This window comes from Bradyrhizobium sp. GW821-FHT12B03 (assembly GCF_058807535.1).
Genome location: NZ_JBXAQU010000011.1, coordinates 238,703 through 252,667 on the forward strand (window position 1 = coordinate 238,703; position 13,965 = coordinate 252,667).

The 13,965-nt window shown below is 64.7% G+C and carries 14 protein-coding genes; 4 read left to right on the forward strand and 10 right to left on the reverse strand.

Annotated elements, in window-relative coordinates:
- Positions 1 to 51 precede the first annotated feature (51 nt).
- Positions 52 to 1,707, forward strand: a complete 1,656-nt coding sequence (locus AC1RUR_RS22250) for a TadE/TadG family type IV pilus assembly protein (protein WP_492847837.1) — start codon at positions 52 to 54, stop codon at positions 1,705 to 1,707.
- A gap of 76 nt (positions 1,708 to 1,783) precedes the next feature.
- Here AC1RUR_RS22250 and AC1RUR_RS22255 read toward each other — a convergent pair whose 3' ends face one another.
- On the reverse strand, positions 1,784 to 2,122 hold the full coding sequence (locus tag AC1RUR_RS22255; protein ID WP_492847839.1) for a phasin family protein: 339 nt from the start codon (positions 2,120 to 2,122) through the stop codon (positions 1,784 to 1,786).
- 388 nt (positions 2,123 to 2,510) lie between these two features.
- Here AC1RUR_RS22255 and AC1RUR_RS22260 point away from each other — a divergent pair, with 388 nt between their 5' ends.
- Positions 2,511 to 4,364 (forward strand): D-alanyl-D-alanine carboxypeptidase, encoded by a 1,854-nt coding sequence (locus AC1RUR_RS22260; RefSeq protein WP_492847841.1) that lies wholly within the window; start codon positions 2,511 to 2,513, stop codon positions 4,362 to 4,364.
- Positions 4,365 to 4,586: 222 nt separating this feature from the next.
- Here AC1RUR_RS22260 and AC1RUR_RS22265 read toward each other — a convergent pair whose 3' ends face one another.
- From AC1RUR_RS22265 to AC1RUR_RS22280, 4 genes are all read right to left on the reverse strand, one after another.
- Positions 4,587 to 5,312, reverse strand: coding sequence for a DnaJ domain-containing protein (locus tag AC1RUR_RS22265; RefSeq protein WP_492847884.1), 726 nt, complete (start codon positions 5,310 to 5,312; stop codon positions 4,587 to 4,589).
- Between the two features lie 139 nt (positions 5,313 to 5,451).
- Positions 5,452 to 6,201: a vWA domain-containing protein gene (locus AC1RUR_RS22270; RefSeq protein ID WP_492847843.1), complete on the reverse strand. Its 750-nt coding sequence runs from the start codon at positions 6,199 to 6,201 to the stop codon at positions 5,452 to 5,454.
- Positions 6,202 to 6,357: 156 nt separating this feature from the next.
- Positions 6,358 to 7,218: an alpha/beta fold hydrolase gene (locus AC1RUR_RS22275; protein ID WP_492847845.1), complete on the reverse strand. Its 861-nt coding sequence runs from the start codon at positions 7,216 to 7,218 to the stop codon at positions 6,358 to 6,360.
- Positions 7,219 to 7,563: 345 nt separating this feature from the next.
- Positions 7,564 to 8,487, reverse strand: coding sequence for a division plane positioning ATPase MipZ (locus AC1RUR_RS22280; RefSeq protein WP_492847847.1), 924 nt, complete (start codon positions 8,485 to 8,487; stop codon positions 7,564 to 7,566).
- Positions 8,488 to 8,770: 283 nt separating this feature from the next.
- On the opposite strand from AC1RUR_RS22280, the gene panC reads away from it, so the two are divergent.
- Positions 8,771 to 9,622 (forward strand): pantoate--beta-alanine ligase, encoded by an 852-nt coding sequence (gene panC, locus AC1RUR_RS22285; RefSeq protein WP_492847849.1) that lies wholly within the window; start codon positions 8,771 to 8,773, stop codon positions 9,620 to 9,622.
- Here the strand turns inward: panC and AC1RUR_RS22290 are convergent.
- The 5 genes from AC1RUR_RS22290 to AC1RUR_RS22310 form a co-directional block, all read right to left on the reverse strand.
- Positions 9,619 to 10,059 (reverse strand): DUF1489 family protein, encoded by a 441-nt coding sequence (locus tag AC1RUR_RS22290; RefSeq protein WP_492847851.1) that lies wholly within the window; start codon positions 10,057 to 10,059, stop codon positions 9,619 to 9,621. The two genes, panC and AC1RUR_RS22290, sit on opposite strands and share 4 nt — an antisense overlap.
- A 43-nt stretch (positions 10,060 to 10,102) precedes the next feature.
- Entirely contained in the window at positions 10,103 to 11,095 is a 993-nt protein-coding gene (locus tag AC1RUR_RS22295) for a hypothetical protein (protein WP_492847853.1), read from the reverse strand.
- Positions 11,096 to 11,250: 155 nt separating this feature from the next.
- A complete protein-coding gene (locus AC1RUR_RS22300; protein ID WP_014494643.1) occupies positions 11,251 to 11,442 on the reverse strand; it encodes a hypothetical protein in 192 nt (63 codons plus the stop codon).
- A 198-nt stretch (positions 11,443 to 11,640) separates the two neighbouring features.
- A complete protein-coding gene (locus AC1RUR_RS22305; protein ID WP_492847855.1) occupies positions 11,641 to 12,009 on the reverse strand; it encodes a YidB family protein in 369 nt (122 codons plus the stop codon).
- Positions 12,010 to 12,097: 88 nt separating this feature from the next.
- The gene (locus AC1RUR_RS22310; RefSeq protein ID WP_492847857.1) at positions 12,098 to 12,760 is read right to left on the reverse strand and encodes a glutathione S-transferase family protein; all 663 of its coding nucleotides are present in this window, start codon (positions 12,758 to 12,760) and stop codon (positions 12,098 to 12,100) included.
- A gap of 124 nt (positions 12,761 to 12,884) precedes the next feature.
- On the opposite strand from AC1RUR_RS22310, the gene AC1RUR_RS22315 reads away from it, so the two are divergent.
- On the forward strand, positions 12,885 to 13,601 hold the full coding sequence (locus AC1RUR_RS22315) for a DUF599 domain-containing protein (RefSeq protein WP_492847859.1): 717 nt from the start codon (positions 12,885 to 12,887) through the stop codon (positions 13,599 to 13,601).
- Positions 13,602 to 13,965 lie beyond the last annotated feature (364 nt).

The window sequence follows — 13,965 nt, forward strand, 5'->3', positions numbered from 1 at the left end:
TTCAAGGGAATGGCGCGAAATCGTGCAAAATAACAGATCTCGGGGATCGTCATGCTTCGCCTGCCCGTTGTCAGCCGCATCCGTCGACAGCTCGCCCGTTTTGCAGGGGCCGAGCAAGGCAATATCGCCGTGATCTTCGCCATCACGCTGGTCCCGGTGCTGGGTTTCGTCGGCGCTGCGGTCGATTATAGCCGCGCCGTCCAGGCACGCAGCTCGCTCCAGGCCGCGCTCGACGCGGCGGCCTTGATGGTCTCCAAGGACCTGACCAACGGCACCATCTCGGAAGCCGACATCGAGACCAAGGCAAAATCCTATTTCAGCGGCCTCTACACCGGCCATAGCGGGACGGTGTCGACCGCCGACATCCACGCCACCTACACGCCGAAAGACGCCAGCGGAATCTCGAACATCCTCGTCACCGGCTCCGGCTCCATGACGACCAATTTCATGAGGATCGCCGGCTATCCGACGCTTGATTTCAGCGCAAGCTCGACGTCCGCATGGGGAAACACCCGCATGAGAGTGGCGATGATCCTGGATAACACCGGATCGATGGCCCAGAACGGCAAGATGAGCGCCATGCAGGCCGCAGCCAAGGACATGATCGACACGCTGTCCGGCTACAACAAGCAGACCGGGGACGTTTACATCTCGATCATTCCGTTCGCGAAGGACGTCAACGTCGGCACCACCAATGTGGATGCGTCATGGATCAATTGGACGGAGTGGGAGGCCGAGCCGCCGATTCTCGTCAACAACAAGTCCAGCAGCTTCAATTCCGCCGTCGCCGGATCGGATTGCCCTTTCACGAAGAACAGCCACGGCTTCACCTGCATGGACCGGCCGGCAACGCTAAGCAACGCCAACGGCGCCAGCAAGATACCGTCGTCCGGCACCTATGCCGGTTATATCTGCCCGAGCATCGACAACGGCAACAAGATCGCGGGCAAGACCGGCATCTACTACAACGGCTGCTACACGACCGTGACCGGCTCGAGCGCGAGCTGCGGATCGAACACGAGCTGCACCTGTACCGGCAGCGGCTCGAACAAGATTTGTCACCTCTGGCGCGGCGACGGCACCGCGGCAACGGCGGCAGCGGCCCCCGCACACAGCACCTGGACCGGCTGCGTCAACGATCGCGATCAGGACTACGACACCAGGAACACCGCACCCGGCTCGAACAGCGCCAGCCCTTCCTCGCAATTCTATGCAGAGCAGTGGTCCGGCTGCCTTCCGGCCACGGTGTTTCCGATGAGCAATCAGTGGCAGACGCTCAAGGACCAGATCACGGCCATGTCTCCGAGCGGCAATACCAACCAGGCCGTGGGCCTCGCTTGGGGATGGCAGTCTCTGAGCACGAGCAACCCGCCGATCGCCGCGCCGGCCAAGGCCACCAACTACGTCTACAAGGACTATATCGTGCTGCTGTCCGACGGCTTGAACACTCAGAACCGGTGGAGCACGTCGCAGTCCAGCATCGACGACCGCCAGCAGATCCTCTGCCAGAACATCAAGGCCGACACGACAAACCCGGTCACGATCTTCACGATCCAGGTCAACATCAGCAACAAGGATGCAAAGTCCCAGGTGCTGCAGGACTGCGCGACCAACGGCAATTTCCAGATGATCACGAGCTCCTCGCAGACATCGGACGCGTTCAAGAACATCCTCACGCAGATCTCCAAGCTGCGCGTCGCGAAATAATCCTGGCTCACTCCCGCAAACGAAAAAGCCCGGCTGGTTCAGCCGGGCTTCTCGCTTCCAGGATGTCCGGGAAAGGTTAGTTGGCGGCCGGGGTGAACTTCGACACGATGGTCTCAACCGGCTTGAACGCCTGCTTGGCGAGATCGCTGTAGAGGCCGGCGATCTTCTGCGATTCCGCGACGAAGGTCTCGTAGGCCGAGCGAGCGTAATCGGTCTGCGCTTCCATCGCCTTGTCCAGCGACTTCACGCCGGAAAGCTTCTCGACGAAGGACTTGGTGTCTTCGAACGACTTCTTGGTGTAGTCGCCATAGGCGCTGGCGATCGCCTGGAGGCCGTGCTGCACCGAGGTCGCGGAGGCGACGCACTGCTCGAAGTGCTCTTTCCCGTAGCTCTGAAAGTCTTCAACCTTGAACATTTCGGAATCCTTTTCCCTGGCTCGCGTCGGGAAGCCCCGGCTCCCTGACTCTGCCCACAATTAGTGCAACGCACAAAAAAGTCAAGAATCTTGTGCGACGCACAAAATTGGATTCAAACCGCGGAGATTCCCGGTGTTTCCCGCAAGGGTTCCTTAAGCTTTTGGAAACCCCGTACCCCTACCCTGATTCCCTGGACGTGTTCAGCTTCCGCAAACGGTTAAAAGCCGTTTGAGAACATCACCTTAGCCAGAATAGCGGCTCGGGCCCAACGTCTCCCGCAGCGAACACCAGCGGAGGGACAGCCAGAGCAGGTAATGATCCCGGGTCCATTGGGCACAATTTCGCCTCACGAGCCGGTGATCAAGTCAGAAACGGGGACGGGGTTTCATGCTTCGTAAAAACTTGGCTTCCTCGCGCTTGGCGCGGGTTGGCGTTTTCGGGCTTCTTACGGTCACGACCGCGGTCATCTTCACCACTGACGCCGCCGAGGCGCGGCGTCATCGGCGCCATTACGCGCACCACCGGGTGCAGCGCGATGTGTCCGAGAGCTCCAGCCCGAAATTCGCGTCGATCATCGTCGACGGCAATTCCGGTGCGGTGCTTCAGTCGAACAGCCCCGACGGGATCCGCCATCCCGCCTCGCTCACCAAAATCATGACGCTCTATCTGCTGTTCGAGCGTCTCGAGTCCGGCAAGATGAAGCTCGACACCGAGATGCCGGTGTCACAGCACGCCGCCGATCAGGATCCGACCAAGCTGAACTTGCGGGCCGGCCAGACCATCCGCGTTGAGGACGCGATCAAGGGCCTCGTCACCCGCTCCGCCAACGACGCCGCGGTGGTGATCGCGGAAGCGATCGCCGGCGACGAGGACGACTTCGCCCAGATGATGACGCGCAAGGCGCGCTCGCTCGGCATGTCCAAGACGGTCTACCGCAATGCCAACGGCCTTCCGAACGACGAGCAGGTCACGACCGCGCGCGATCAGGCCACGCTCGGCCGCGCCATCCAGGAGCGCTTCCCGCGCTACTACCGCTATTTCGCGACCTCGACGTTCAACTGGCGCGGCCAGTCGATCCGGAACCATAACCACCTGCTCGGCAGCCTCGAGGGCGTGGACGGCATCAAGACCGGCTATACCCGCGCCTCCGGCTTCAACCTCGTGACCTCGATGCGCCGCGGCAACCGCCACCTGATCGGCGTGGTGCTGGGCGGCCGCAGCGGCGGCTCGCGCGACGCCATCATGCGCAACCTGCTCGCGGAGAATCTCGAGAGGGGCGCGACCACCCACACCGTCGCCGCGGTCACCGAGCGCAACGGCGCCGACGTCAATATCGACGTTGCCGATGCATCGGATACCCCGCCGGCCCGCCCGGCTCAGCAGGTCCAGGCCGCGGCCGCCCCTGCTCCCGAAGCCGCCCCGTCTCGTCTTGCTGCGCGCCTGTCGACCCTTGCCGCGGCGACCGCCGCGGTACCGCCGATGCAACCGAAGCCCGAAGCCAGCAAGCCTGAAGTTCGGCCAACGGAATCCAAGATCGAGCCCGCGCCGCTGACCAACGGCGTGATCTCCAGCCAGCCGCTCTCCATCATCCCGGGCTCGTCCGAGCCGATGAAGCCGGTCCGGGTCAAGACCGTTCAGGTCAAGGCCGGCACCGTGAAGGTCGCCTCCGCCGCCCCGCCTCAGGTCGCACCGCAGATTACCAGCACGGTTGCGTCCCGCTCCGACGTCGCGGAGACCTCCGGCGCCGTGGTCGCCCGGGCGGATCTGATCAACAAGCCCGAGATCCAGAGCCAGCCGGAAACCCCGAAGGCAGAAGCTGCCCGCGCCGAGCTGCCGCGGCAGCCGGCCGGCTTCGGCACCGGCAACGGCATTCTGGGCGTGCTGCCCGCTGCAACCGCCGCCGCGCCCGCCCCGGCTGCTCCGAAGCTCGCCTCAGCCGATCCGGCGCCTCAGCCGATCCAGATGAGCGCCACCACCAAGCCGGTCGTCACCCACAACGGCTGGATCGTCCAGGTCGGCGCGCTCGAAAGCGAAAACGAAGCCCAGCAGCGCATCGACGCCGCGCGCAGCTCGGCCCGCGGCCTGCTCAGCAAGGCCGACCCGTTCACCGAGCCCGTTGTCGCCAAGGACAATCGCAAGCTCTACCGCGCCCGCTTCGCCGGGCTCGAGCGGGACCAGGCCGAAGCCGTCTGCCGCGCCCTGAAGCGCGCCGACATCTCCTGCATCACCGTCCGCAACTGATCGCCTGCACCGTTCCGAAAAAATGCCCGCGCCTTGCGCGGGCATTTTTGTTTTCGGCATGCGACCAGCCAAAGTCAGTTCCGCGACAACCTCTCGTCAACGATTTACGGTTAAATTTTCCCTCAAGGGATCGACCACGCCGACAAAGGCGGGCATCGGGGCGACGACAGACAGAGCAAACGGAGCTCACGCGGTACGGGCGTTTGTAGCGTGGTGCCGGAGTTAGCCGTTATGCGTGCGAAGCAGAGTATCCTTGGCCTCGTTTACCCGGGCAGCGAGGTAGTTCGAGCCCCCCTGATCGGGATGGAGTTTCTTCATCAGGGCTTTGTGGGCCCGACTGATGTCGTCACGCCCCGCTCCCGGCTGCAAGCCAAGGATCTGATAGGCTTCCTCCGTCGTCATTTTGCCACTCGCCGCCGTGCGGCGCTGCCCCCCTGCCGCATCGCCCTGCGCGTTCTGACGCCAAGCGGGAAACCGGCGGTCCAGATAGCTTTCAAGTAAGGCCACACTCTCGGCGTCGAATGCCGGGACCATCGCCAGCAGGCCGGCGAGATCGAACTCGTCGAGATCGCGCCCGGCGTGTGGCCCGGCAACGATCTGGCCTCCGAGCCGGCCAGAATCGTGGTCGAGCCGCATGTCGAGGAATTGCGAGCGCACGCGCGAGGCCTGCCCGGGCGCAGGCGCCGCGCCGCCGCCGAACAGCCCGCCGACATTGCCGAAGCCGGCGTTGGCCAATGGCGTCCAGCCGAGCAGCCCGGCGCCGAAAATCCCCAGCGGAATCGCGACCGCCAGTTCGCCCCGCAGGCCCGTGAAGGCCGCGACCGCCAGCGCCACCACGCCGCCGCCGAACTTGAGTGTGCGCGCCAGCACCGCCGGATTGGCAGCGCGGAACATCTGGAGCAGCAGATAAAGCGTGATAACGGCGACTGCGCCGGCAATCAGGGTCATGACCGGAATATAGGCGCCCTGTTGCCAAAAAGCATGGCGTCCTTTCGCCCGTCCGCAATCGGCAGACGACACCAGAGGTTCGTCTGCCTGACAGTCCGGAGCGAAACAATCCGAGACGAAGCCGCCTCGGCGCAACCGGCTACTTCATCTGCCCGATCAGCTTCGCCGCACCGCTCGCGCTCTTCGCCAGCTTCAAAAGTGCTTCGCGGCCGCCGGCGGCATAGGCCGCGGCTGCCCGCAACAGCTCGCGCAGCTGTGCCGCCGCGCCGGGATCGAAACGGCACCAGGCCCCGCCGGTCAGGCGCGCGATCTCGCGAAACGCCTGCTCGGCCACCGCGTCGTGACCTTCCTGAAACACGAACACGGGCACCTTGAGCATGCCGAGTTCGCCGGCCTTGGCGCAGAGCTCGTCAATCTTCTCCTCCATCGCGTCGCCGACGAAGACCACGGCCCGCACGCCGGATGCCACAGCCTCGCGCCGTGCCTCGCTCAGCACCTTGCCGATCTGGGTATCGCCGCCGCGGCAATCGATCTTGCTCATCAGCGACGCGAGCCTGGCGCTGTCGGAGATCCACCCCGTGGCGCGACACTCGTTGAAGCCGCGATAATAGACCAGCCGGATGTCGAGACTGCCGAGCGCTGCGGTCTCGCGAAACATGTCGGCCTGGAGCGCGCAGGCCATGTCCCAGGTCGGCTGCCGGCTCATCGTCGCATCCAGCGCGAAGATCAGCCGCCCTTTCGCGCCGGGCGCATGCGGCGACAGCGCGCGTGCCTTGGCGACGAAGGCGGCGATATCGTCCGAGGTCGACGTGCCGGCCTGCGGCACCGCGCTACCGGCTTGCGCCGAGACGGCATCGCGGCCGCGCGGTTTGATGGGTTCGCCCGACATCCCTTGACCCTGCGTGAGCGGCTAATGTGGTTAGCGCGTGCAGCCCGGTCAATGTGCAAAGCCTCCGCGGGCGGCGCCGGCGGAGGCTTTGAAATCAGTTCTGACGACGAAATGTCAGCTCTTGAACGTCAGCTCTTGAACGTCAGCTCTTGAACGTCAGCTCTTGGCAGGCGCCATCAGAGCGACCGGACCAGGTTCGAGAATCTTGGGCGGGGACGATTGCGTGTCGACCGGCGCGACCTCGCTGTCAGTCGTACTCAGGAACTTGTCGAGCATGCTCTGGATCGAGTTCTTAGCCGCATCCGGACCGGTGTCGCGCATGTCGTTGTGCTGGAATTCGGTCTTCACGACCTGGATGCCGGCCTTCTCGCATTCCTCGTCGCTCGGGATCACGCCCGCGTCGGCCTTGAATTGCGGATCGGTCGAACGGAACGACAGGATCTTGAACTTGCCGGCGGTCACGAAGGGCACGCGCAGATTGTCGAGCGTGACGACCTTCTTGACCTCATCCGGATACTGCTTGGCGAAGTACATCGTGATGTCGCCGCCCATGGAGTGGCCGACCATCGTCACCTTCTCGTAGTCGGCGTTGGGCTGAACCTTCTTCATCTCCTGCATCGCCAGATGGATGTTGGCAACGCCGCGCAGGATCTGCGGCAACCGGCCGACATAGAGCTCACCGGGCTTGGTCACCATTGGAGGATCGGTCGGCAAGTCATGCTGCGGGCTCACGACGAGGTAGCCGCGCGCAGCGAAAATGTTGGCGAGGAAGCCGTACTCGGTGTTCTTGACGGTATTGCCATGGTTGATCACGGCGACCGGCATCGTGATCATGCCGGCATCGGCCTGCATTTCCTTGTCGCGACGGATCGCGATATCGACAGGCACCGGACGGTTGTCGCGCGAAGCGTCGTAGAAGGTGATGGTCTCGTGCCTGATGGCCCACTTGCTCGCCGTGAAATAGGCGATGCCGCAGAGAGCACTGACCGAAACCAGAACGGCAATTCCACGCTTCATTTTCGTCCTCAGCCTCAGGCCCTCGCGGCCTGAACCCCTGTTGAAAATCGTGTTTCTTCCGGAGCTCTTCGGCCCCTGGTCGCCTATTCCCTAATATATGTCACAGCAGCGTGACAGGAAGGCCAAATATTGTGAACTGGCAGCCCTTTCATTGTGCGTCGCACACGTTTCTTGGGCACCCCGCTCCCGTATGGCTACGTCAGGGTGCAGCTCACCATCCGACGCAACCGGTCTCGATTGGGTTCAATTTCGCAGTAAACGTGGAATGAAACGACCGAGCAAGGGACTCAGTTCCGGCGGGAACCGGGCGTTCAGATCGACCGGAAGTAGCGATATACCGCCGCGTCAGGCGCCGAGGATGTCGTGGACCTCGAGCGGCTTGTCGACCTGGCTGAACCACTCGGCGCGGTTGGCTGCGCGGCGGCGGCCGCGCTCGTCGAGCGGCAGCTTGAGCTGACGGAGCAGGCTCGTCACCTCTTCCCGCGCGGTGAGATGGCCGAGATTGGGCCGCATGCCGAGCGTGGCCTCGTCGATCTCGTCGAGGGCGGTGAGGCCACGCGGGAAGAATTCGCGGTAGACGACGCGCTCGGCGAAGCCGTCGACGTAGCGGAAGCCGAGTCGCAGCGACAAATCCTTCAACCCGTCGGCGACGAGTTGCTTGTTGCGGGAGCCCAGCATGGACAGGCGGTTGCGCACCACGATCCAGTCGGTGCTCGAGCCGTCGAGCTGGCGACGCTTGCGCCTGACATCCCGCACCATCTCGGCGTAGTGGCTCTCGCCGGTAACCGCATAGTTGGTGGGGTCGACGGTGCCGAGCACGTCGAAATCGAGAAAACTGTCGTTGATCGGCGTGACCAGCGTGTCGGCCATCGAATGCGCGAGCCGCATCAGGTAGCTGTCGGTGCCGGGGGTGTCGATGACGATGAAATCGAAACTGCTCTCGACCGCCGAGACCGCCTCCATGAACTGCTGGAACTCGGAGTTCTCGTTCTCGGCAATCTGCATGGTCTCGCCGAGCTTGATGCAGCGGTGCACCGGCAACTCGAGGTCGAGCCTGGTGCGGCGGGCCCAGGCGGCGCGGTTGTTGATGTAGTGGGTGAAGCTCTGCTGGCGGCAGTCGAGGTCGATGGTAGCGACACGCTGACCGGCCTTCAGGAGCGCGACCGCGATGTGCAAGGCAGTGGTCGATTTGCCGGAGCCGCCCTTCTCGTTACCCAGCACAACGACGTGCGCCGAGCCGGATTGGCCTTGGCTAGCCTGCACAAGCATGGCGATCCTCAACACCCTTAAGCAATATCTTCGAGTTGACCGCGTCTGCGGTCAAGTGAAATGCGTGACAGGATAACGAAATCACAGTGGGTCAGTCTTCATCATGAATCGCCTTGCCGCATCGGGTCTGTGAACCAGCCCACAATGTCGCGACATCCTCTGCGCCATTGCGCGGGATGCTGTGCCGCATCCGGATGCATGGCGTCCACGATCCCCGCTTGTTAAGGTTAGCCGGCTGCGCGGCAGGCCGCGCCCAACCCATCCCCAAGCCCCCTGAGTCCTGATGTCACGAAGCCCCTTGATCGCCCGCACGGTCCCGAGCTTACGACGCGCCGTCGACAATCTTCGCAAGCGAAAGGCCACGATCGCGCTTGTCCCGACCATGGGGGCGCTCCATGACGGGCACGTGTCGCTGGTGCGCCTCGCCAAGCGGCGCGCCAGCCGCGTCGTGGTGTCGATCTTCGTCAACCCGACCCAGTTCGCCCCGACCGAGGACTTTGGTGCCTACCCGCGCACCTGGAAATCCGACATCGCCAGGCTCGCGGCCGAGGACGTCGACATCGTCTGGCACCCCGGCGTCGAGGCCATGTATCCGGAGGGCTTTGCGACCCGTATCGTGCCGGAGGGCCCGGCGCTGGCCGGCCTCGAGGATCGCTTCCGGCCGCACTTCTTCGGCGGCGTCGCCACCGTCGTCGGCAAGCTGTTCACGCAATGCCGTCCGGACCTCGCGATCTTCGGCGAGAAGGACTTTCAGCAATTGCGGGTGGTGAGCCAGATGGCGCGGGATCTCGATCTCGGCCTCAAGGTGGTGGGCTCCCGAACCGTGCGCGAGCGCGACGGGCTCGCGATGTCCTCGCGCAACGTCTATCTCTCGCCGGAGGAGCGGCAGACCGCGACCACGCTCTACCGCGCCATGAAGGACAGTGCGGGCCGCATCCGTGCCGGCGAGGCCATCGCGCCCGCTATGGCGCGCGGCGCCGAGACGATCAAGGCGGCCGGCTTTGCCCTCGACTATTTCGAGGCCCGCCATGCCGAGACGCTGGCACAGGTCGCCTCACGCAAGGACGGCCCCTTGCGGATCCTGGTCGCAGCCAAGCTCGGCACGACCCGGCTGATCGACAACATCGCGGTTTAGAGCAACCCGAGATCGCGCAGCTCGCGCCGCATCGGCTCCGGCATCGCGGCAATCGAACCGGCGGCGGACTTGCCGAGATCGGGCGGAACCGAATCGTCGGCGAGATAGCGCCAGCCCTGGAACGGGCGCATCGGCCGCGGCGAGACCGAGATCACCTTCGGCTGCATCACGATGCGGCAGCGTCCGATTCCGTCCTTGTCGCGGAACGGCTCGATCGCGATGATCTTTTCACGTGCCGCGACCTCGCCCTTGATGACCCAGTAGAGCGACCCGCCGGCGAGGATCTCGGCATCGCGCTTGGGCACCATGCGGGTGATGTGGATGTGATGTTGCGGCAGACCCTTCTTCTTGGCGGTCTGCATCCGTTCGGCCACCCACTCCTTCAATTCCTTGACGGAGTCGCAGCCGACGGCAAGCTTGATCAGATGGAGTGGCATGCCCCCAGCATTAGCGGGCCGGCCGCGGGTTTTCAAAGCCGAACTATTCGTTATCCGCAGCCGCGGGAGCCGAGGCCGGCGGCGGCGCCAGCGGAACGGGTGCAGCTGCCGGGGCGCGCGCAGCCTTCGGCGCCGGCGGCTTCTTGGCGGCCGCTGCCGCGGGCGCTGCGGCTTGCGCCGAGGTCGCAGCTGGCGCACGCGCAGCCGGCGCCGCATTGGCGGCGGGCGCAGCCTGGCGCGTCGCCGCCGTCGGCGGCTCCGGACTCATGATGCTCACCGGCGGCGTCGACGAGGCACTCGGGAACTCGGCATTGGTCGGCTTGCCCGTCGGCATCGAGGGCGGCAGCGCGGCGAGCGCGCCGGCGGCCGGCACGGCCGGTGCTGTCGCTGCGGGCGCATTCCAGGTGGGCGCATAGCGTGCGACCAGCATGTCGTAGAGATGGGAATCCATGTTGGCGGCGACCTGCTGCTGATCGGTCAGCGAGCGGAAGGCGGCGCAATCGAACTGGGTGCAGCCGTCGCGCGCGATCAGCACCTGCGCGACGAGGCCGTAGCGGTCGCGCTCCAGCGCCTTGCGCAGCACCTTCATGTCGAGCGTCAGGCTCTTGTCGGCGGTCGCAGCGTCGCCGAGCGCGGTCAGCCGGTCGATCCTGGCGGCGGTGTAGGAGACCGCGGCAGCCGCCGCATCCGGCGAGCCGAACAGCGCCTTCTCGCAGCCAACGGCCACCGCGTCACCGGCGAGATCGTCGAGACAGGACAGCGCCGGCAGGCTCGCGGTCACAGCCGCTTGCGCGCGCGCCTCGCTCGGCGCGGCCTCCCCCGTCGGTCCATAGACGCGTACCGTGGCAGCCCCTGCGATGGCCATGGCGAGCAGTGTGATGACGGTCAGCGCGCCGTTGGCGACCGATCTCTCGGCGCGCAGCAGCGTGATCACGAGAATCAATCCGAAGAAGCCGGCAGCGACCAGCGTCATCCACATCGGAAAGGCCGGCGAGCGCCAGATTTGGTCGAGCGACGAGGCCCAGGCCCAGTTCATGCGCGACGTCCCCTCACGCGAGCAGAGAGCGAATGGTCAAAGCGAGCACCGTGGATCGGCAGCTGCCCCCAGCCTACCTTTTGAAGGTGAAGCGGGCCTTTTAACGGCGAGCGAGTGAATTCGTCCGCAACGTCAATGCACGGCAGCGTGACCCGTCAGGACTGTGCGAGCTGGCTTTCCTTGGCGACGCGCTCGAAGGCTTCGGTCGAACTCTTGATCCGGTACTGGCAGTCGTCGCCATCGGTCGGCAGCAGGCGAATGATTTCATACGAGCCGCTGGCAGCAGGGCGCGCGACGTTGCTGGCCGTGAACAATACGCGCGTTCCAACGGGGAATTTGTGCTTCAACACCCTCTCCTACTCAAACAACGCCTGCCTCGCCCATGGTCCCACTGCGACGGCCGGCCGGAAACCCAGCCGCTGTATAGCACGCATGTGGCGTTTTTGGCCAGCCTCATCCGAGCATGGCAAACACCCAAAATTGGAAGTCTTTTCAGGGCGATAACGGGAACAGCGACCCGCCCACGGTACCGCTGGAACCGGGCCTCAGGCGGTGTGGGGCAGATGGCCCTGCGGGCTAGCCTGGTCCACCGCCTTGGGCAGCTCCTGGGCCAGGATCTGGCCCAGCTGGTCGACCGGGATGTTGTAGCGGGCAGCGAGCTGGCGGACGGTGTCGTTGCCGAGCACGGCGCGGAGCTGGTCGGCCGAGATCGGCAGGTTCTGGCCGTTGCCGAGCCAGGATTTGACCTGGTCGCCGAAGCCCGCTTGCTGGAGCTTGGCGACGATCGCGCCAAGGCCGCCCTGATTGTTGCTGCCGAGCACCTCGTTCAAGACGGCCGGCAGCACGGCAGCGCCGAGCTGACCGAGTGCGCCGCGGAGCGCGGGATTGTTTTCCAGCGAGTCCAGGATTCCCATGGCCGTGCCCTTTCCTAAGCCGTAGCGCCGACGCGATTGAGCGCCGCCGTCTTGCACATCGTCAAGCGGCGCCCGATCACATTCGCGCTCACGCGTCCTCGAACTTCGCGATGACGAGCGTCTCGGCAAGCCCTTCGCGGGTCCATTCCTGGAATGCCGGCAGCGCCATCATCGTCTCCATGTAAGCTTTGGTATCCGGCGCAATGTCGATCGCATAGGTGCGGAAGCGGTGCACGACCGGCGCATACATCGCATCCGCAGCCCCGAAGCGTCCGAACAGGAACGGTCCCCTGGCGCTGTGGCGCGCCCGGCACTCGCGCCAGATCTCCTCGATGCGCGCGACGTTGGCCTTGGCATCGGCCGACAGCGTCACGGGGCGGATCGGCCGGTGCAGGTTCATGCCGCATTCGCTGCGCAGGGGCACGAAGCCGGAATGCATCTCGGCGCACACCGAACGGGCATGGGCGCGGGCCGCGGCATCATCGGGCCACAGCTTCACTTCCGGATAGCGCTCGGCGATGTATTCGATGATGCTCAGTGAATCCCACACAGTGATGTCGCCGTCGACCAGCACGGGCACCTTGCCGGCGCGGCTGAAGGACAGAATCTGGTCCTTGTCGGCGGGGTTATCCGTGTAGAGCGGGATCAGGGTCTCCACGAACGGGATGTCGTTGGCGCGCAGCGCGAGCCAGGGCCGCATCGACCATGACGAGTAGTTCTTGTTGCCGATCGCAAGTTTTAGAGCAGCCATGTCACTGGTCCTTCCCGAGACGTCTTGAAACGAGCTGCTTTTAGCGCCATCGCCTGCCGCCAATCAATCGTTGCCGGCATGGGGCATGCGTGGCAATCGTTGCGATGCTCGCGAGGAGACAGACATGAGCAGGCATTGGGTCGACATCACCGCCGTCGGCTTCTTCATCATCGAATGGCTGGTCTATGCCCTGACGCTGGAACACGCCGCCTATGGCCGCGACAGCCTGTCGGCGCGCATGAACCGCTATCGCGAGGTCTGGGTGCGCCGGCTGCTCGACCGCGAGACGCGCATGGTCGACATGCAGATCATGGCCTCGCTCCAGAACGGCACGGCCTTCTTCGCCTCCACCAGCCTCATCGCGCTCGGCGGGGCGCTGGCGCTGCTGCACGCCACCAACGACGCCATCACGATCCTGAGCAAGCTGCCGGTCGATCTCAGCACCTCGCCCGCAATGTGGGAGCTGAAATGCGTCGGCCTCGTGCTGATCTGCGTCTACGCTTTCTTCAAATTCGCCTGGGCCTATCGCCTGTTCAACTATGTCGCGATCCTGTTCGGCGGCATGCCGCCGGCCTCTCAACGCGACATGCCCGCGGCCGAAGCCCATGTGATCCGAACCACGCGCCTGTTCGAATCCGCCGGCCGCCATTTCAACCGCGGCCAGCGCGCCTTCTTCTTCGCGCTCGGCTATCTCGGCTGGTTCGTCAGCCCCTGGGTGCTGTTCGTGACCACGGCGGCCGTGGTGATCGTGACCTGGCGGCGGCAGTTCGCATCCAGTGCCTGGGCGGCGATGGCGCCGGAGGTGGTGGCGGATGAGGGAATGAGGAAGCGCGGTCCTTGATGATCAAGGGAGCGGGGCAACTCGGCGTCCCCGTCATCCTGAGGTGCGAACCGTGCTGTGCAAAGCACGGCATGGTGAGCCTCGAAGGATGAACGGCCGAGATGCAGCTCGGCTGTCGCCCTTCGAGGCTTGCTCTGCGGCGCTGTCGCGCCGCGGAGCGCGCACCTCAGAGGGTGACGGTCATAGAGTTTCGCCTGGATCATCATTTCAGCACCACGATAGACACGCCTTCTCGTTCTCGCGGCGCGTTTCGCCCGAGCTTTGCTTGGTCACTCCGCCCTCTAAAGCCAAGAGGGCGCAGGGAAGGCCGGGTGCCGACCTCGCACCCGCGGTCCGCTGCGCGAAAAGCACACGCAGGAAAACC